The sequence below is a fragment of the Klebsiella sp. CD33 genome, from assembly GCF_051992865.1.
Taxonomy (GTDB): Bacteria; Pseudomonadota; Gammaproteobacteria; order Enterobacterales; family Enterobacteriaceae; genus Klebsiella; species Klebsiella pneumoniae.
Window position 1 is genome coordinate 3,695,633 of the sequence record NZ_CP197023.1, and the last position, 19,355, is coordinate 3,714,987.

Sequence of the window (19,355 nt, forward strand, 5' to 3'; positions counted from 1 at the left end):
GGCTAACGCCTTACCCGACCTACAGATCCGTAGTCCTGCTAAGCGCAATGCGAGCAGGGACACTCCCGGATGGCGGCGCGCTGCGCCTTATCCGGGCTACCCCATTGCGCCGATACGTAGCCCGGCTAAGCGTAGCGCAAGCCGGGGAAACAGCGGCTTCTTAGCCCAGCACCGCGGTGCCCAGACGACAGGTGCAACAGCGCCGCCCCTTCTCGTCATACACCACAATCTCCCAGCTTTGGCTCTGGCGACCAAGATGCAGCGGACGGCACTCGCCGCGCACTTTCCCGCTGGAGACGGCCCGGTGATGGCTGGCGTTAAGCTCAGTCCCGACGACGCACTGCCCTTCTTCGGTCATCAGCCAACCGGCCATCGAGCCCAGCGTCTCCGCCAGCGCCGCGGAAGCGCCGCCGTGCAGCAGGCCAAACGGCTGATGGGTGCGCGCATCCACCGGCATCTCCGCCTCCAGCAGCCCCTCTTCCAGTCGGGTGTAGATGATGCCAAGATGCGCCACCATGGTATTTTCGCTGCTGGCGTTCAGCGCCGCCAGCGTAAGCTCTCGCTTCCAGGCCATTTACGCCCCCAGCGTCGAGCCGCCATCAACCACGATATCCTGCAGGGTGATATGGCTGGCGTGAGAAGAGGCGAGGAACAGAATGGTATTGGCGATCTCCTGCGGGCGGGCGATTTTACCCAGCGGGATGCCGAGCTTAAACTGCTCGCCGAAGCCGCGGATCCGCTGCTGCTCTGCATCGTCGCTGACCCACAGGGTGCGCTGCATATCGGTATCGGTGGAGCCCGGCGACACCAGATTACAGCGCACCCCGCAGCCCGCCAGCTCAAGCCCGACGGTCAGCGCCAGGCTTTTCAGCGCCGCCTTCGAGGCGCCATAGGCGCTCATGCCGATGCGCGGCGTGTGCGCAGCATCGGAGGCGACGGTGACGATCGCCCCGCCCCGCTGGCGACGGAACTGGGCCATCGTCTGCTGAAACAGGTTGAACGCCCCGCCGACGTTGACCGCGAAGGTCTGCTGCCAGTCTTCCGCGCTCAGCTGGTCGGTAGCGCCCATGCGCAGGATCCCGGCGGCGTTCACCAGCACATCTAAACGCTCGGTGTTCGCCAACAGCCGGCTACATGCCTCGCGTACCTGGTCGGCATCGGCGACGTCCAGCGTTTCGGTGGCAAACGGATAGCTTTCGCCGTCAAAGGCGAGGTCGAACCCGGTGACGTTAGCCCCGGCCTCGACGAAAGCCAGCGCGGTGGCATAGCCAATCCCTTTACCTGCGCCGGTCACCCACACGGTCTGACCGCGAAAATCCAGCGCCGCCATTAGTGCACCTCGCGGGAGAGCAGCGCCCACCAGGCGTCGATGGTCGGGTTTTTCGCCAGCATCACGAAGTCGATATCGCCGTGCACTTTGCGCCAGCGGGCGGCCAGGGCCATCATCCGCACCGAATCCAGACCGTAATCGATCAGGTTTTCATCATCCAGCGGTTCGTCGGATTCGTCGAGCAGCGGCAGGATCAGCGCGCGCAGCGCCGCTTTGGAGGCTGGGAGCGGTAGCAGCTCTTCGGTCATCACCACCCGTCCGGAGCGGCCGGCGACATATTTCAGCGCCATCAGGTGCTCTTCACGGCTGAAATCTGCCAGCGCGTCGGCGACAAAGAACGGTTTGATATCGCGCATGAAAGCATCGGTGGCGGTGGTCATGCAGCCGATATGGGCGTAAACGCCGGTGATGATCAGCTGATCGCGGCCGGTCTCTTTCAGCATCTCCTCCAGCGGCGAGCGATGAAACGCGCTGTAGCGCCATTTCACCAGCACGGTATCGTCTTCATCCGGCGCCAGCGCGGCAATCACCTGCTGCTGCTCCGGCGAGCGGGTCAGACCCGGCCCCCACATATCATTCAGCAGGGCGCGGTCTTCATCGCTCTGCTCTTTCGGCTGGGCAGTGTAGTACACCGGAATGCCGTTCTGTTTGCAGAAGTCGCGCAGGGCGGCGATATTAGCCACCACTTTCTCCATCATCGCGCTGTTTTCGCCCCAGAAGTTGAGGAAATATTCCTGCATATCGTGGATCAGCAGCGCGGCGCGCGACGGCTCAAAGGCCCAGTTGACCTTGTTCGCCGGGATATCGCTGGCTTCCGGCAGCGCATATGCCTGTAATTTAGGGATTGCCATTCTCTGTTCTCCTTCAGCCCAGCTTGCCTTCGGCCAGCCACTGACGTAATTGTTTTTTATCGACTTTGCCCACCGGCGTCAGCGGCAGCGCGGCAACGCACTCCACGCGGTCCGGCAGTTTAAATTCCGCCACCCCCTGCTCGCGCAGGAAGCGGCGCACGGCGACGGCGCGCAGCGGCGAGGTCACCACCAGATAAGCGCAGCTTTTCTCGCCCAGCAGATTGTCTTCGATGCTGACCAGCGCGGCGTGGATCACCGCCTCATGGCGCAGCAGCAGGTTTTCGATCTCTTCAGCGGCGATCTTCTCGCCGCCGCGGTTGATCTGATCTTTTTCCCGGCCCTGGACGGTGATATACCCATCTTCGTCGATCGAAATCAGATCGCCGGAGCAATAAAACCCCTCGGCGTCAAAGGCTTCAGCGTTATGCTGCGGGCTGTTGTAGTAGCCGCGGAAAGTGTACGGCCCGCGGGTCATCAGGCGGCCCACTTCGCCGCGCGGCAGCGGGTTGCCGTCGGCATCCGCCACCCACACTTCATCGTCCGGGCACATCGGACAGCCCTGGGTATTGATGATCCGCTCCGGGCTATCGTTAAGGCGGGTGTAATTCACCAGCCCCTCCGCCATGCCGAACACCTGCTGCAGCTGGCAGCCGATTTCCGCCGGAATGCGCGCGGCGAGTGTCGCTGACAGGCGCGCGCCGCCGACCTGCAGCAGCTGCAGCGATTGCAGCTGGGCGTTGCTGCCCCATTCGTGAATCGCCTGCAGCCACAGGCTGACCGCCGGCGGCACCAGCGACGCGACGTTAATCTGATGTTTTTCGATCAGCGGGAAACACAACGTGGCGCTCGGGTCAGCGGCGAGGATCACCCGCCCGCCGGCGAGGAAGACGCCGAGCGAACCCGGGGAACTCATCGCATAGTTATGCGCCGCCGGCAGCGCGTTGAGGTAGCGCGTTTCAGCGTTAATCCCGCAGATCTCATTGCTGCGGCGGATGCTGTAGTCGTAATCGTTATGGGTGCGTGGGATAAGCTTCGGCGTCCCGGTGCTGCCGCCGGAGAGCTGGAAAAAGGCCACTTCGTCGGCAGGGGTTGGATTGGCGATAAAGTTATCCGCCGGGCGGTTAATCTCCGTCGCCAGATCGCGCTCGCCGCCGTCGTTACGCAACAGTGCGACGCGCAGGGAAGGATGTTCCGCGATAAACGCGTGGAGAAAGCTATCGTCAGCAAACAGCGCGTGCTCGCGATCGGCAATCAGCAGCGCCGGTTTAATCTGCGCGGCGTAGGCGTTAAGTTCGCTGCGCTGGTGGCTGAACAAAGCGTTCACTGGCGCGACGCCGATGCGCAGCAGCGCAAAGAAGGTCATGTAAAACTCGGCGACATTGCCCAACTGCACCAGCGCGGTCTCCCCGCGCTTCAGTCCCTGGCGCTGCAGCGAGCAGGCGAGGTTGTCCACCAGCTGGTTAAACTGGCGGTAGCTAATCTGCCGCTCGCCATCGATAATCGCCACGGCGTCATTGTCCGCGTGACGGGTGATCAGATTGGTTAACGGCAGATCCTGCCAGTAGCCTTTTTGACGATAGCGGGCCGCAAACTCTTCCGGCCAACGGGTAAATGCAATCATCCTTGCCTCTTAGTTCAAGCCAAATACGTTAAGCATGGTGGTCAGTTTGACGCCGGTTTCGCGCCATTCGCCCAGCGGCGAGGAGGCCGGAACAATGCCCGCGCCGGCAAACAGGCGCAGCGTACGCTGCTGCAGACGCGCGCAGCGGATAGTCACCACCCACTCGCCGTTGCCTTCGTCATCGCACCAGCCGACGATGCCACCGAACAGCTGGCGATCGAAGGGTTCCAGTTCAGCAATCAGGCGCTTCGCCGCCTGATGCGGGAAACCGCTCAGCGCCGGCGTCGGGTGCAGCAGACAGGCCAGCGACATGGCGTTTTCTTCCGCCAGCGCGGTGCCTGCGATCGGCGTCGCCAGATGCCAGAGCGTCGGGGTGGTAATCAGCTGCGGCGACTCCGGTAGCGACAGCTGACTGCTGCGCGGGCCCAGCACGCTCTTCATCGCCTGGGTCACCAGCTCGTGCTCGTGGCGATCTTTGCCGGAGGCCAACAGCCTGTTGCCTGCTTCCCGATCCAGCACATCGTCCGGCTGGCGACGGGCGGAGCCGGCCAGCGGCAGAGAGCTGAAGTGCTGTCCTTCTTTACGCAGCAGCAGCTCCGGGCTGGCGCCCAGCAGCACGCCGCCGTCGGAGAGCGGCACGTGGAAGTTAAAGCTGGCGGGGTTCTGGGCGATCAGTCGCTCCATCAGCGCGCCGCTGTCGACGCGGTCGCGGGTGGTAATATCGATAAGCCTTGATAGCACCACTTTGTCGACTTCCGGGGTGGCGGTCAGCGCGGCGGCGCGTTCCACCATGGCTAAAAACGCGTCCTGCTCCGGGATCTCCCGACGCTCCACCACCTCCATCGCCTCCAGCGGCGCGGCATAGCGGGCGGAACGCTGCTTTTCCGGGCGAGAGAACGCTTCCCAGCGCTCGGGGATATAGAGCTCGGAATGCTGACAGGTGTCGAACGGGATAGCCCCGACCATCACCGGCTTGCGGATCCCCGCCGCCCGGGCCTCGGCAAAGGCGGCCGCCATCTGCTGCTGGAACTCGCCGTTCAGCGCATCGCCGCCAACGGCGGGCTGTGAGAAGCGACGGAAGCAGCCTGAAGTGGTAAAACTGCGGTACGGCGACATAAAGAAGAAGCTGTCCGGCGACAGGGTCCGGGTCGGTTTCTTTACATCCTCAGCCAGTGACGTTTCCATATCATCCTCCAAAAACGATAAAGATATTAAGAATAATTATCATTTATATTTTGGTTGGCTAACCTAAAAGGTATTGCCCGCCATGTCAACCGCGTTACGTCATGGCGCCGCCACTTTGGCTTGCATCCTGCTGACACAAAGTTGAAAATGAGACGCATTTATCACCTTTCAAATCAGGATGCGATGACGTGAACTTCTTTTCTTTCTGCCGCCGCGGTGCGCTGACCGGCATGCTGTTGCTTTTAGGAATTACCTCAGCCCAGGCGGCGGACTGGCCGCGCCAGGTCACCGACAGCTACGGGACGCATACCCTGCCGAGCCAGCCGTTGCGCATTGTCTCCACCAGCGTGACGCTTACCGGTTCGCTGCTGGCGATTGACGCTCCGGTGGTCGCCAGCGGCGCGACCACGCCGAACAACCGCGTCGCCGATAGCCAGGGCTTTCTGCGCCAGTGGAGCGAGGTTGCCAAAGCCCGCAAGCTGGCGCGGCTGTACATCGGCGAACCAAGCGCCGAAGCGGTGGCCGCCCAGATGCCGGATCTGATCCTGGTGAGCGCGACCGGCGGCGACTCCGCCCTGCCGCTGTACGATCAGCTTAAAACCATCGCCCCGACGCTGGTCATCAACTATGACGATAAAAGCTGGCAAACCCTGCTCACCCAGCTGGGGCAGATCACCGGTCATGAACAACAGGCCAGCGCGCGCATTGCCGACTTCAATAAACAGCTCGTTTCGTTAAAAGAAAAAATGAAACTGCCGCCGCAGCCGGTGACCGCCCTGGTCTATACCGCCGCCGCGCACAGCGCCAATATCTGGACGCCGGAATCGGCTCAGGGGCAGATGCTCGAACAGCTGGGCTTTAGCCTGGCGACGCTGCCGGGCGGCCTGCCCGCCAGCCATAGCCAGGGTAAACGCCACGATATCGTGCAACTGGGCGGGGAGAACCTCGCGGCCGGTCTGAACGGCCAGAGCCTGTTCCTGTTCGCCGGCGACCAGAAAGATGCGGATGCCATCTACGCCAACCCGCTGCTGGCGCATCTCCCGGCGGTCGCAGGCAAACGCGTCTACCCGCTGGGCACCGAGACCTTCCGCCTTGACTACTACAGCGCTCTGCTGGTGCTCCAGCGTCTCTCCAGCCTGTTCGGCTAACGCGGGCTGCGCCATCAGGACGGGCACTCGGCCTGCACACCTTGCCGGGCGGCGCTGCGCTTGCCCGGCCTACAATGCCAGCGTCCCCCAGTCCAGACCGTAGGCCCGGTAAGGCGCAGCCGCCACCGGGCATCAGGCCGGGGCACGCAACCTGAACTCTTTGCCGGGCGGCGCGGCGCTTGCCCGGCCTACTGAGCTTGCACCGGCCTGCCGTACCCCAGGCCCGGTAAGGCGCAGCCGCCACCGGGCATCAGGCCGGGGCACGCAACCTGAACTCTTTGCCGGGCGGCGCTGCGCTTGCCCGGCCTACTGAGCTTGTACCGGCCTGCCGTACCGTAGGCCCGGTAAGGCGCAGCCGCCACCGGGCAATCGCACCCTACTTAACTTTCGTTGACAATTTCCGGGCGCTGGAAACGGCGCAGCTCGCGTAGCAGCCCAACCAGCAGCACACCGACAAGCGCCAGCGCCCAGCCGCTGGCGCTGGCGGATGCCGCCGGCGTCATTACCGCCCCTAAGCCGCCGAGCAGCGCCGCGCCGATGGCGTCGCCGGTGACGTTTTGCGCGGTCCACAGACCGTTAATCCGCCCGAGCATATGTTCCGGCGTCTGGGTCTGAATCAGGGTGTACTGCAACAGCGAGCTAATAGCGCTCAGCCAGCCAAACAGCGCCAGGCACAGCGCGCCCAATGCCCAGTGCGGCATCAGGCTGAACAGCGCAATGGCGACAAACGATCCCACCGTCGTCGCCAGCATCAGCGCGCCCGGCCGCACCGTCTGGGCCAGCTGGCCGCTGGTCAACGCCCCCAGCGCCGCACCGAGCGGAATAGCGGCGTACAGCAGGCCAATCTGTCCGGCCGACATCTGCCAGCTACCGGCCAGCGCCGGATAGAGCACCCGCACCGCGCTGGCCATGGTCAGCAGACCGCCAAGCAGCGCAATCCCGCCGATAAGCGGGCTTCGGCAGAGGAAGGTCAGCCCCGCCAGCAGGGAGCGCAGCGGATGCTCGCGCGGCTGCGGAGGCGGCGGCAGCTGCGGCAGACGCAGCAGGGTTAAGGTGGTGATAAAGGTCCCCGCCGCCGCCAGGCCGAAGTTCCACGCCACGCCGCCGGTGGCCAGCAGCAGGCCGCCGATCATCGGCGAAATCACCGAGCCCAGGCGCACCGTCAACATAGTGATGGCCCCGGCCTGCATCAGGTTTTCCCGTCCCACCAGCGCCGGGGTCGCCGCCAGCAGCGCGGTCACCCCCAACGAGGCGAAGAACCCGTCCCAGATCCCCAGCAGGTAGATCGCCGCCAGCGACGGCTCCGGCAACAGGGCGTTCAGACACAGGCCGACAAAGCCCACGCCGCAGGTGCCGCGCGCCAGCAGGATCAGGCGTTTACGTTCATAGCGGTCAGCCAGCACGCCCCCCACCATCAGACCAACAAACATCGACGCCCCGGTCAGCGTCACCGACAGCCCGACCTGCCAGGTCGAATGGGTCATCATCTGGATCTGCACCGGAATGGCCACGCCCAGCAGGCCAAGCGACAGAATAGAGATAAAGCGAGCGATAAAAACGGCGCGAAACGCCGGGTGAGTTTTCAGCAGGCTGAGATTGAGCAGCCAGGATTGTCGGTTCATTACAGCGCCTTGTCGTTATTTTTAATACCCTTTTTACTGTGGGTCATGCTACCATAGCTGAATAAAATCGATAACGATAATTACTATCATTATCATATCAGGGATGTCAGTTATGTCGTTTTCTACGACCGCGGTACGCTCTGTCGCCGTGCCCGGATTGTTGCTATTACTCGCCTTAGCCGCCGCGCTTAGCCTGACCATCGGCGCCAAATCGTTGCCGATCGGCACGGTATTCACCGCCTTCAGCGGAACCTGTCAAAGCGCTGATTGCACTATCGTGCTGGACGCGCGCCTGCCGCGCACTCTGGCCGGTCTGCTGGCCGGCGTCGCCCTCGGCCTCGCCGGCGCGCTGATGCAGACGCTCACCCGCAACCCGCTGGCCGACCCCGGCCTGCTGGGGGTCAACTCCGGCGCCAGCTTCGCCATCGTCCTCGGCGCGGCGCTGTTTGGGATCACTTCCCCGCAGGAGCAGCTGCTGCTGGCATTCTGCGGCGCGCTCTGCGCCTCGCTGCTGGTAGCCTTTACCGGCAGCCAGGGCGGCGGTCAGCTGAGCCCGGTGCGCCTCACTCTCGCCGGGGTCGCCCTTGCGGCGGTACTCGAGGGGCTGTCCAACGGCATCGCCCTGCTCAACCCGGACGTCTACGATCAGCTACGCTTCTGGCAGGCCGGTTCGCTGGATATCCGCACCCTGCAAACGCTGAAAATTGTCCTGCTGCCGGTAGTGGTGGCGGGGATCGCCGCTCTGCTGCTGAGCCGGGCGCTGAACAGCCTGAGCCTGGGCAACGATACCGCCACCGCCCTCGGCAGCCGCGTCGCCCGCACCCAGCTGATCGGCCTGATCGTCATCACCGTCCTGTGCGGCAGCGCCACCGCCGTCGTCGGCCCCATCGCCTTTATCGGCCTGATGATGCCGCATATGGCGCGCTGGCTGGTGGGGGCCGATCATCGCTGGTCGCTGCCGGTCACCCTGCTCGCCACCCCGGCCCTGCTGCTGTTTGCCGACGTGATTGGCCGCCTGCTGGTGCCCGGCGAACTGCGGGTATCGGTGGTGAGCGCCTTTCTCGGCGCGCCGGTGCTGATCTGGCTGGTGCGCCGCCAGCCGCGGGGAGGTGGACTGTGATTGCTCCGTCCCGCCGCCTGATAGCCAGCTGTCTGCTGCTGATGGCCGCCAGCCTGCTGATTTCTCTGCTCGGGCTGGCGCAAGGCCCGGTGCCCCTGACGATTGACCAGGTGTTCTCGGCGCTGTTCGGCGATGCGCCGCGCAACGTCGCGATGGTGGTGAACGAATGGCGGCTGCCGCGGGTGTTAATGGCGCTGCTCATCGGCGCCGCGCTCGGCGTTAGCGGCGCCATTTTCCAGTCGCTGACCCGTAACCCGCTCGGCAGCCCGGACGTGATGGGCTTTAACACCGGCGCCTGGAGCGGCGTGCTGGTGGCGATGGTCCTCTTCGGCCAGAACCTGACGGCGATCGCCCTGGCGGCGATGCTTGGCGGCGTGCTGACCTCGCTGGTGGTCTGGCTGCTGGCCTGGCGCAACGGGATCGAAACCTTCCGCCTGATCATTATCGGCATCGGCGTGCGCGCCATGCTGGTGGCATTCAACACCTGGCTGCTGCTGCGCGCCTCGCTGGAGACCGCCCTTTCTGCGGGCCTGTGGAACGCCGGATCGCTTAACGGCCTGACCTGGGGTAAAACCTGGCCGTCGGCGCCGCTGATCCTGTTGATGCTGGTGGGCAGCGCCCTGCTGGTTCGCCGGATGCGGCTGCTGGAGATGGGCGACGATACCGCCTGCGCGCTGGGGGTGCAGGTCGAGCGTTCGCGCCTGCTGCTGATGCTGGTGGCGGTGGTGCTCACCGCCGCCTCGACGGCGCTGGCCGGGCCGATCTCATTTATCGCGCTGGTGGCGCCGCATATCGCCCGCCGCCTGAGCGGCACGGCCCGCTGGGGACTGACCCAGTCGGCCCTGTGCGGCGCGCTGCTGCTGGCGCTGGCCGATTATGGCGCCCAACGGCTGTTTATGCCGTGGCAGCTGCCGGTTGGCGTGTTAACCGTCAGCCTCGGCGGTATTTACCTTATTGCATTGTTGATTCAGGAGTCCCGCAAAAAATGAGTGCTGTCCCCTCCCGTTTGCGCGGCGAGCAGTTAACCCTGGCCTACGGGAACAAGACCATCGCCGAGTCGCTGAACGTGACCATCCCTGACGGTCACTTCACCGCCATTATCGGCCCCAACGGCTGCGGCAAGTCGACGCTATTGCGCACCCTCAGTCGCCTGATGACGCCCGCCAGCGGCCACGTCTGGCTCGACGGCGCGCAGATCCAGCAGTACGCCAGTAAAGAGGTTGCCCGCCGCATCGGGCTGCTGGCGCAGAATGCCACCACCCCTGGCGATATCACGGTGCAGGAGCTGGTGGCCCGCGGGCGCTATCCGCACCAGCCGCTGTTTACCCGCTGGCGCAAAGAAGATGAAGAGGCGGTGAACAAGGCGATGCGGGCGACCGGGATCAGCGATCTGGCGCTGCAGAGCGTCGACACGCTTTCCGGCGGCCAGCGGCAGCGGGCGTGGATTGCGATGGTGCTGGCCCAGGAAACGGCGATTATGCTGCTGGATGAGCCGACCACCTGGCTGGACATCAGCCATCAGATCGACCTGCTGGAGCTGTTGAGCGAGCTGAATCGCGAGAAGGGCTATACCCTGGCGGCGGTGCTGCACGATCTTAACCAGGCCTGCCGCTACGCCACCCACCTGATCGCCCTGCGCGACGGCAGGATCGTCGCCGAGGGGGCGCCGAAGGAGATCGTCACCGCCGATCTGATTGAACGGATTTACGGTCTGCGCTGCACGATCATTGAAGATCCGGTGGCGCATACGCCGCTGGTGGTCCCGCTGGGCCGCCGGTAATCTCCTCTTTCCCCGGCTTGCGCTACGCTGAGCCGGGCTACCTGCTGTAGCCCGAACTCAACCGTTACCCCAGAATCTCCCTGACCACCGGACCGATGGCCTCAAAGGCCTGCGGGGAGATGATATCGACGTGGGCGCAGTTCTGGCTGAACACCTCCAGTTCCCCCACCCACGGGCCCCATACGACCTGGGGATCCATCCCCTCCTGCCGCGTCTTCTCCGCCACGAACAGCGTCGCCTTGCCGTCAAACTTCGCGCTATGCGCGGTGGTTAACAGCCGCACCGCATCGGCATAGTTGCCTTCGATGGCGCTGAACAGCTCGCCGGAGGCTTGCCCCTGCTGGGCGGCGAGGAACGCTTCGCGCTCGCGGTCGATCTCCGCCAGTACCTCGGGATCCAGCCCGTTGGCCTCTTTCTCTGCCCAGTTTTGCGTCTCCGGCGGCCAGGTATCCAGCAGGCCGAGGAAGGCCACCGCTTCGCCGCGCTGGCGCAAGCGGGCGGCAATCCCCTGGGCTAAGGTGCCGCCCAGCGAATACCCGAACAGGTAATAAGGGCCGTGCGGCTGCTGCGCCAGCAGCGTGCGCAGATGATGCTCGCAGACCTCGTCGAGGCTGGCGGCGCTGGCCATCGGCCCCTGCGGGCGCGGCGACTGAATACCGGTAATCGACCAGCGCGGGCTGAGATAGCGCGCTAGCACGCTGAACTGCCAGGCGAAGCCGGAGGCGGGATGGAAGCAGAACAGCGTCGGGCCGTCGCTCTCGCGCAGCGGCAGAAGCGTATCCAGCCCCAGGCGCTGGGCCTGCTCATCGCTGAGATCGGCGGCCAGCAGCGCGCTCAGTTTGCCCACCGTCGAGGCCACCATCACCTGCCCCGGGGTCACCTGCCGCGCCAGCTGGCGGCTGAGCTGTGCCGCCAGGCGCATCGCCAGCAGCGAATGACCGCCAAGGGCGAAGAAATCGGCGTCGATATCGTTCACCTCGCAGCCCAGCAGCTGGCTGAAGGCGGCGGCGACAAGAGTTTCCATGCCGGGCTCCGGCGGCCGGCCGCTGCGCTCGCCGCCGAGGGTCGGCAGCGGCAGCGCTTTGCGGTCCAGTTTGCCGTTGGCGCTCAGCGGCAGCTCAGCGAGCTGCATCAGCACCACCGGCACCATATGCGGCGGCAGCTGTTCCGCCAGCCGCGCTTTCAGCGCCGCGGTATCCAGCGGCAGGCCGGAGTCAGAGACCAGATAGCCCACCAGCTGTCGGGCATCGCCGCCGGTCGCCGCCGCCTGGTTGAAGACGCAGGCATGACTCACCGCCTGCGCCACGTCCGGCAGGGCCGACATCACCCGATCAATCTCGCCAAGCTCGATGCGCTGCCCGCGGATCTTCAGCTGATCGTCGCTGCGGCCAAGGTACTCCACCGCGCCGTTCGTCAGCCAGCGCGCCACGTCGCCGGTGCGATACATCCGCTCGCCGGGGGCAAACGGGTCGGCGATAAAGCGGCTGGCGGTGAGATCCGGGCGCCCCAGATAGCCCTGCGCCAGCTGGATGCCGGTGAGATAAAGATCCCCCGCCACCCCCGGCGGCACCGGGCGCATCGCGGCATCGAGAATGCGCAGCCCGGTGTTCCACACCGGCCAGCCAATCGGCACGCTGCTGCCGGTCACGGCCGCCAGCTCAGGGCCGCAGGCCGGGTACCAGCTGACGTCCACCGCCGCCTCCGTCGGGCCGTACAGGTTATGCAGCGGCGCGCCGGTTAAGCGCTCCCACTCGCGGCACAATTCCGCCGGCAGCGCTTCGCCGCTGCAGAATACCCGCCGCAGCGTGCGGCAGGCAGCGACGCTGTCGGCATCCAGCGAGGCGACAAACGCCGCCAGCATCGACGGCACAAAGTGGGTGGTGGTCACGCCGTAGCGGGCGAAGAACTGCTGCATCGCCTGCGGGTCGCGGTGCGCCTCCGGCTCGGCCATCACCAGCTGCGCGCCGGCGATAAACGGCCACCAGAATTCCCACACCGACACGTCGAAACTGCACGGCGTTTTCTGCGCCACCACGTCGTCGGCAGATAACGGATAGCGATCCTGCATCCACAGCAGGCGGTTGACGATGGCGGTCTGGCCGACCATCACCCCTTTCGGCCGCCCGGTGGAGCCGGAGGTAAAGATGATGTAGGCGGTATGGTCTGGTTTTGACAGCGCCAGCGGCGCGTCATCCCCGGCGGCCAGCGGCTGCTGGTAGCAGAGGCTTTCCAGCCCCGGAATATCGCTGAAGCGGGCCAGCTGGTCCTCCGTGGCGATCAGCAGCGACGGCCGGGCGTCTTCCAGCATCATCCGCAGGCGGTCGTCCGGGTAGCCGGTGTCCAGCGGCAGCCAGGCGGCCCCCGCTTCGACAATGCCGTGCAGCGCCAGGGTCAGGAACACCGAGCGCGGCAGGGCCACCGCCACGCTGTCCCCAGGCTTCACGCCGCGCTGACGCAGCAGCTGCGCGAGCGCCACCACCTGCTGACGCATCTCGCGATAGCTGAACTGCCAGCGGGCGTCCGCCAGCGCCGGCGCATCCGGGGTCTTCCGCGCCTGGTCGGCCACCAGCGCGCTGAGGGTGGTGGCAGGCAGCGGCACAGCGGTATCGTTGACCGCCGCCAGCCGGGCCAGCTCGTCGGCGGAGAGCATCTCTGCTTCGCCGCAGCGCAGCGTCGGATCGGCGGCGAACTGCGCCAGCAGCGCGGTCAGTCGCGCCATGTGGCGACGGAGCTCGGCTTCGTCGTACCGGGCCTTGTTGGCGAGGATCTCCAGCGACAGCCCGCCGGTCTCATCCGGGAACAGCGCCAGCTCGAGATCGTTGACCGGGCCGGTGGCGAGGGTGTGGGTCACTGCCTGCACACCATCGATATCCAGCTGGTAATCAAAGACTTTGACGTTCAGCACCGGGCCGAACAGCGGTTCGTCCCCTGCCGCTTTGCCGCTGTCGCGGACGATCTGTTCGGCGTCATAGCGCTGATGGCGGCGCATCTTTTTCAGCTGACCGGCGAGGCGTATCGCCAGGTCTGCCAGCGTCTCCCGGGCGTCAATATGCACCGCCAGAGGCAGGACATTGAGCACCGGCCCCGTCGAGGTCAGCGCGGCTGAACCCATCCGGCGCATAAAGATAAAGCCCGCCGCGTAGTCCATCCGGTTGCACAGGCGGCCCAGCCACAGCGTGGTGAGCGCCAGCGCCAGGTCAGCGGGCTGACACTGCGGCGCATGGCTGGCCAGGCGGCGGAAGGCGTCGGCGTTCATCTCCTGCTTCATCCGCCAGATATCGCTCCCGGCGGCGCGCCCGCCCAGCGGCGCGGCAGAGAGTGAGGCAGGCGCAGGTAACGCCTGGCGCTGGGCCTGCCAGAAAGCTTTATCCCGCTGCCAGGCCTCGCTGCCGGCGTAGCGCTGGTACTCGTCCACCACCTCGGCGAAGGGGGTGAAAGGCGACTCAGGAGTGGCTTCCCCCCGCTGCCAGGCGCGGTAAATGGCGGCGATCTGCCGGGTTATCGCCGGGAAGCTGAAGCCATCCACCAGCAAGTGGTGATATCGCTGATACCAGTACCAGCGGTCGTCGCCGACGCGCAGCAGCTGATGGCACACCAGCGGGTTGCCGCCGTCGACGCGCAGATCCTGCGCCAGGTCCGCCTGCATCCGCTCCGTGGCGGCGCGATGCGGATCCGGCGCCGTACGCAGGTCAATGATCGACGGTTCGGCAAAGGTGCGGTCGGCCGCCAGCCACTGCCAGACTTCCCCCTCCTCTTCCTCAAAGCGCAAGCTGAGGGTGTCCGCCTGCTGCAGACCGGCGACAATCGCTTTTCCCAGCAGCGTCGGGTCGAGCGCGCCGCGCAGTTCAACATAGTGGGCCACGCTCCAGGCGCCTGGCAGAGTGGAGAGGCGCTCGGCCATCCAGATCCCCGGCTGCGCGGCAACCAGCGGTAAACGAGTGGTCATTGTCAGCTCCTTATGACGCATGATGGGCGGGGGTCAGGGTTGACCAGTTGGCCGCCAGCCAGGCGTTGCAGGCCTCGGCCGACTGCGGGGGGCACACCACCGCCCAGCCGGCAGGCAGGTCGCAGTGCGCCGGCCACAGGCTGTACTGCTGCTGATCATTGCGCAGAATGTAAAACTGCCCTTGCGGATTGTCGAAGGGGTTACTGAATTGCATATCAAACTCCTGTCGTAAAACGCGATGCTAAGGGTGCGACAGCAGAGGCTGCCAGAGCTGGATAAGCCCTGCCGTCAGCCCGCCGCGCCAGCAAAGCGCATCATGCCCGCCGTCAACCTGACGCCAGAAAATCGTCTGCTGTGTTGTGGTGAGTTGCGCTAGTAGCGCCTGGTTCGCGCGAAAAATGATCGGTTCGCGTTGGCCCGCTTCCAGCCAGACGCGCAGCCCGGCCGCGGACACCTCACCCTGGCGAAGCTGTTCGCCGATAAAGCCCGTCCCGCGGCCATCACGGTGCGGCCACCAGTAGGAGCCTGACTGGCTGAGCACGCAGCCAAAGCGCTGCGGCCAGTTGAGAGCGGCGAACATCGCCGCCAGACCGCCGAAGCTTTGCCCGGCCACCACCGTCCGATCCGGGCGGTCGCTGAACGGGGCATAGCCGTGGACCAGCGGCAGGAGCTCCTCCTGCACCGCCAGCCAGAAATCGCGGTGACAGGGCAGCTCAACCCCGCGGCGCTGGTTGTCGATCGCGTCGATCAGCAGGTAGACCGCCGGCGGTAGTCTCCCCTCGCGGGTCAGGGCGGCCAGCGGCGACCACACCGGCATGCTCTCGGCCCAGAACTGGCCGTCGAGCAGGATCGCCAGCGGCCGCGTTTGCGGGTCGACAGCCTCGCCGGTGGTGTAGATCCAGACCCGGCGATGGTTGCCCAGACGCGCGCTGCGCCACTCAAGGCAACGGGCGGCAGGATGCGCCTCATTAAGCGGGTCCCAGCCGGGCTGCGCGGGGGCCTGCGGCATCTCCAGGGCGGACACGCCATGGCCGCGTCCGCCCCGCCAGCTGTGCGGGTTCAGCGGATCGGCTATCGCCCGCGGCAGCAGTTTGCGCCAGCCTTCGCGTAGCAGCGCGCGGTCGGGCGCATCAGCGCTGAACACCTCAGGGGAAAAATCATCGTCACGGTCGGAGGGAATAAAACAGTAGCTGCCGCGCCAGGTCGGCGACAGCGTAGTGCGCCAGAACCAGGCGTCGGTCCCGGGGAGACGTTGCAGCGATTGCGGACGCGCATTCTGATGGTGGTCGGTCACGCCGGTGATATAGAGCCATACCCGACGATGGGGAGAGCAGGTTTCATCCCCCGCCGGGTCCCGCCACCAGAACGTTACCTCGATGGCGTCATCCACTGCGCGGCACTGCGGCCCCCGCAGGGTTTGCCACCACTCCTCGCTTCCTGTCCTTAACATTCTGTCATTAACCCTATGTATAGCGTGACTTTTTTAATTAATTGTCATTATTTATTGATAATATTATTGATAACTATTTGCATTTGCAATAGCGTATTAGCGCGCCGTGGGAAGCGCGTCTTTCATCAGAACATGTCAAATCGGGCTTATTCAGCCAGCGACGGAGTGCCTTTGCCCGCTTTTGGCAACATTTATGCCGCCTCCCCTCCCGGTGGGAAGGGGCGTTTGGGGAACGTGGCGACAAAAAGCAGGAATAACAATGAATAACAGGATCAAATCCCTGGCCTTGCTGGTCAATCTGGGAATTTACGGGGTTGCTTTTCCGTTAAGCGCAGCGGAAACCGCCACCGACGATAAAAACAGCGCCGCTGAAGAGACCATGGTGGTCACCGCCGCCGAGCAGAACCTGCAGGCGCCGGGCGTCTCCACCATCACCGCCGATGAGATCCGCAAACGCCCCCCGGCGCGCGACGTCTCGGAGATCATTCGCACCATGCCGGGAGTCAACCTGACCGGCAACTCCACCAGCGGCCAGCGCGGCAACAACCGCCAGATTGATATCCGCGGCATGGGCCCGGAAAATACCCTGATCCTGATCGACGGCAAGCCGGTCACCAGCCGCAACTCCGTGCGCCTTGGCTGGCGCGGCGAGCGCGACACCCGCGGCGATACCAGCTGGGTGCCGCCGGAGATAATCGAACGTATCGAAGTGATTCGCGGCCCGGCCGCCGCCCGCTACGGCAACGGCGCCGCCGGCGGCGTGGTGAATATCATCACCAAAAAAACCGGCGATGAGTGGCACGGCTCATGGAACACCTATATGAACGCCCCGGAGCACAAGGATGAAGGCTCCACCAAACGCACTAACTTCAGCCTCAGCGGCCCGCTGGGCGGCGATTTTAGCTTCCGCCTGTTCGGTAACCTCGACAAAACGCAGGCCGACGCCTGGGATATCAACCAGGGCCATCAGTCCGAGCGTACCGGGATCTATGCCGATACTCTGCCGGCCGGGCGCGAAGGGGTGAAAAACAAAAACATCGATGGTCTGGTGCGCTGGGAATTCGCTCCGATGCAGTCGCTGGAGTTTGAGGCCGGCTACAGCCGCCAGGGCAACCTCTACGCCGGCGATACCCAGAACACCAACTCCAACGACCTGGTAAAAGAGAACTACGGCAAAGAGACCAACCGGCTGTACCGCAACACCTACTCGGTCACCTGGAACGGCGCCTGGGACAACGGGGTGACCACCAGCAACTGGGCGCAGTACGAGCGCACCCGCAACTCGCGCAAAGGCGAAGGCCTGGCCGGGGGCACCGAGGGGATCTTTAACAGTAATCAGTTCTCGGATATCGATCTGTCAGATGTGATGCTGCACAGTGAAGTCAGTATCCCGTTCGACTACCTGGTTAATCAGAACCTGACGCTGGGCAGCGAGTGGAATCAACAGCGGATGAAGGATAACGCCTCCAACACCCAGGCGCTGTCGGGAGGCGAAATTCCGGGTTACGACAGCACCGGCCGCAGCCCGTACTCGCAGGCGGAAATCTTCTCGCTGTTCGCCGAGAACAACATGGAGCTGACCGACACCACCATGCTGACTCCGGCGCTGCGTTTCGATCATCACAGCATTGTCGGCAATAACTGGAGCCCGTCCCTCAACCTGTCGCAGGGGCTGTGGGACGACTTCACGCTGAAGATGGGTATCGCTCGCGCCTATAAAGCACCGAGCCTGTATCAGACCAACCCGAACTATATTCTCTACAGCAAAGGACAGGGCTGCTACGCCAGTAAATCCGGTTGCTATCTGCAGGGTAACGACGACTTAAAAGCCGAGACCAGCATCAACAAAGAGATTGGCCTCGAGTTTAAACGCGACGGCTGGCTGGCGGGCGTCACCTGGTTCCGCAACGACTATCGCAATAAGATTGAAGCGGGCTATGCCCCGGTCTATACCAACGGCAGCGGCACTGACCTCTACCAATGGGAAAACGTGCCGAAAGCGGTGGTGGAAGGCCTGGAAGGGACGTTGAACGTGCCAGTGAGCGAGACCGTGAACTGGACCAACAACATCACCTATATGCTGCAGAGTAAGAACAAAGAGACCGGCGATCGTCTGTCGATTATCCCGGAATACACGCTGAACTCTACGCTGAGCTGGCAGGTACGCGATGACGTTTCGCTGCAGTCAACCTTTACCTGGTACGGCAAGCAGGAGCCGAAGAAGTACAACTACAAGGGTCAACCGGTTACCGGTAGCGAGAAGAACGAGGTCAGCCCCTACAGCATCCTCGGCCTGAGCGCGACCTGGGACGTCACCAAATACGTCAGTCTGACCGGCGGCGTGGATAACGTCTTCGACAAGCGCCACTGGCGCGCGGGCAACGCCCAGACCACCGGGGGCGCCACCGGCTATATGTATGGCGCCGGCGCCGAGACCTATAACGAATCGGGCCGCACCTGGTATATGAGCGTCAACACCCACTTCTGATAGCGGGTTCTCCCTCCCCCGCCCTTGCTGGACAAAGGGCGGGGGCAACCGCGGTAACCTTATCCTATGCGCCACCATCGCACCGTTTTGCCTCTGGCCGGCTATACCATCCAGCAGATCGACTTCGACCCGGCGACTTTCCAGCCTGAAGATCTGTTCTGGCTGCCCTATCACGCCAGCCTGACCGGGTGGGGCCGCAAGCGGCAGGCGGAGCACCTGGCCGGACGCATCGCCGCGGCATACGCCCTGCGCGAGGTGGGGGAGAAACGGCTTCCCGCCATCGGCGACCAGCGCCAGCCGCTGTGGCCCACGCCCTGGTTCGGCAGCATAAGTCATTGCGGCCAGCGCGCGCTGGCGGTGATCGCCGATCGGCCGGTGGGCGTCGATATCGAGCGCCGGTTTACCCCCCAGCTGGCGGCGGAACTGGAGAGCAGCATTATCGGTCCGGCGGAAAAAACAGCGCTGCTGCGCAGCGGCCTGCCCTTCCCGCTGGCGCTGACGCTGGCGTTTTCGGCAAAAGAGAGTGGGTTTAAGGCCTGGTCCTCACACGCTTCCGGCCTGCCCGGCTTCCACAGCGCCCGGATTGTGGCACTCACTACGCAGCAGATCCATTTACGTTTTACCGCCAGCTTCTCCCTGCAACTTGCTGATTTCCCCCTTCAAATCAATCATCTGATAAAAGACGATCTCGTTATTACCTGTACCTGCCCGACTCGCGAAGCGTGATCCTTTTCGCTTTTTAAGAAATTACCTGTGCAAACCGTAGACAGTTCTGACTGGCCGCTTTATGGTTACATTGAATAATAAATCATTA

The 19,355-nt window shown here is 64.3% G+C and carries 15 protein-coding genes; 6 read left to right on the forward strand and 9 right to left on the reverse strand.

Annotated elements, in window-relative coordinates; translation table 11 throughout:
- Nucleotides 1-160 precede the first annotated feature (160 nt).
- From entH to entC, 5 genes are read right to left on the reverse strand one after another with little or no spacing between them, the layout of a single operon-like run.
- Nucleotides 161-574: a proofreading thioesterase EntH gene (entH, locus tag ACR809_RS18295; RefSeq protein WP_002893892.1), complete on the reverse strand. Its 414-nt coding sequence runs from the start codon at nt 572-574 to the stop codon at nt 161-163.
- Nucleotides 575-1,321, reverse strand: a complete 747-nt coding sequence (gene entA, locus ACR809_RS18300; RefSeq protein ID WP_031592820.1) for a 2,3-dihydro-2,3-dihydroxybenzoate dehydrogenase EntA — start codon at nt 1,319-1,321, stop codon at nt 575-577.
- Nucleotides 1,322-1,329: 8 nt separating this feature from the next.
- Nucleotides 1,330-2,181: an enterobactin biosynthesis bifunctional isochorismatase/aryl carrier protein EntB gene (gene entB / locus ACR809_RS18305; RefSeq protein ID WP_021313366.1), complete on the reverse strand. Its 852-nt coding sequence runs from the start codon at nt 2,179-2,181 to the stop codon at nt 1,330-1,332.
- A 13-nt stretch (nt 2,182-2,194) separates the two neighbouring features.
- Entirely contained in the window at nt 2,195-3,802 is a 1,608-nt protein-coding gene (entE, locus tag ACR809_RS18310) for a (2,3-dihydroxybenzoyl)adenylate synthase EntE (protein WP_020324573.1), read from the reverse strand.
- A gap of 9 nt (nt 3,803-3,811) precedes the next feature.
- Entirely contained in the window at nt 3,812-4,987 is a 1,176-nt protein-coding gene (gene entC / locus ACR809_RS18315; RefSeq protein ID WP_021464372.1) for an isochorismate synthase EntC, read from the reverse strand.
- A 188-nt stretch (nt 4,988-5,175) separates the two neighbouring features.
- Between entC and fepB the strand changes: the two genes are divergently transcribed.
- Nucleotides 5,176-6,135, forward strand: a complete 960-nt coding sequence (fepB, locus tag ACR809_RS18320) for a Fe2+-enterobactin ABC transporter substrate-binding protein (RefSeq protein ID WP_004147526.1) — start codon at nt 5,176-5,178, stop codon at nt 6,133-6,135.
- Nucleotides 6,136-6,515: 380 nt separating this feature from the next.
- Here fepB and entS read toward each other — a convergent pair whose 3' ends face one another.
- Nucleotides 6,516-7,757: an enterobactin transporter EntS gene (gene entS, locus ACR809_RS18325; RefSeq protein ID WP_004147525.1), complete on the reverse strand. Its 1,242-nt coding sequence runs from the start codon at nt 7,755-7,757 to the stop codon at nt 6,516-6,518.
- 112 nt (nt 7,758-7,869) lie between these two features.
- Between entS and fepD the strand changes: the two genes are divergently transcribed.
- The 3 genes from fepD to fepC are packed head-to-tail and all read left to right on the forward strand — an operon-like array spanning nt 7,870 to nt 10,657.
- Entirely contained in the window at nt 7,870-8,877 is a 1,008-nt protein-coding gene (fepD, locus tag ACR809_RS18330) for a Fe(3+)-siderophore ABC transporter permease (RefSeq protein WP_004176917.1), read from the forward strand.
- The gene (gene fepG, locus ACR809_RS18335) at nt 8,874-9,866 is read left to right on the forward strand and encodes an iron-enterobactin ABC transporter permease (RefSeq protein WP_032419236.1); all 993 of its coding nucleotides are present in this window, start codon (nt 8,874-8,876) and stop codon (nt 9,864-9,866) included. Before fepD ends, fepG begins: the two co-directional genes overlap by 4 nt.
- A complete protein-coding gene (gene fepC, locus ACR809_RS18340) occupies nt 9,863-10,657 on the forward strand; it encodes an iron-enterobactin ABC transporter ATP-binding protein (protein ID WP_002893737.1) in 795 nt (264 codons plus the stop codon). Before fepG ends, fepC begins: the two co-directional genes overlap by 4 nt.
- Before the next feature lie 64 nt (nt 10,658-10,721).
- On the opposite strand, the gene entF is transcribed toward fepC, so the two are convergent.
- From entF to fes, 3 genes are read right to left on the reverse strand one after another with little or no spacing between them, the layout of a single operon-like run.
- The gene (gene entF / locus ACR809_RS18345; RefSeq protein ID WP_122051478.1) at nt 10,722-14,603 is read right to left on the reverse strand and encodes an enterobactin non-ribosomal peptide synthetase EntF; all 3,882 of its coding nucleotides are present in this window, start codon (nt 14,601-14,603) and stop codon (nt 10,722-10,724) included.
- Nucleotides 14,604-14,613: 10 nt separating this feature from the next.
- Entirely contained in the window at nt 14,614-14,817 is a 204-nt protein-coding gene (locus tag ACR809_RS18350; protein WP_004178967.1) for an MbtH family protein, read from the reverse strand.
- 27 nt (nt 14,818-14,844) lie between these two features.
- Nucleotides 14,845-16,053, reverse strand: coding sequence for an enterochelin esterase (gene fes / locus ACR809_RS18355; protein WP_004176920.1), 1,209 nt, complete (start codon nt 16,051-16,053; stop codon nt 14,845-14,847).
- 259 nt (nt 16,054-16,312) lie between these two features.
- Between fes and fepA the strand changes: the two genes are divergently transcribed.
- Nucleotides 16,313-18,541, forward strand: a complete 2,229-nt coding sequence (fepA, locus tag ACR809_RS18360) for a siderophore enterobactin receptor FepA (RefSeq protein WP_109226253.1) — start codon at nt 16,313-16,315, stop codon at nt 18,539-18,541.
- Nucleotides 18,542-18,607: 66 nt separating this feature from the next.
- Nucleotides 18,608-19,267, forward strand: coding sequence for an enterobactin synthase subunit EntD (gene entD / locus ACR809_RS18365; protein WP_122051479.1), 660 nt, complete (start codon nt 18,608-18,610; stop codon nt 19,265-19,267).
- The last annotated feature ends 88 nt before the right edge of the window (nt 19,268-19,355 follow it).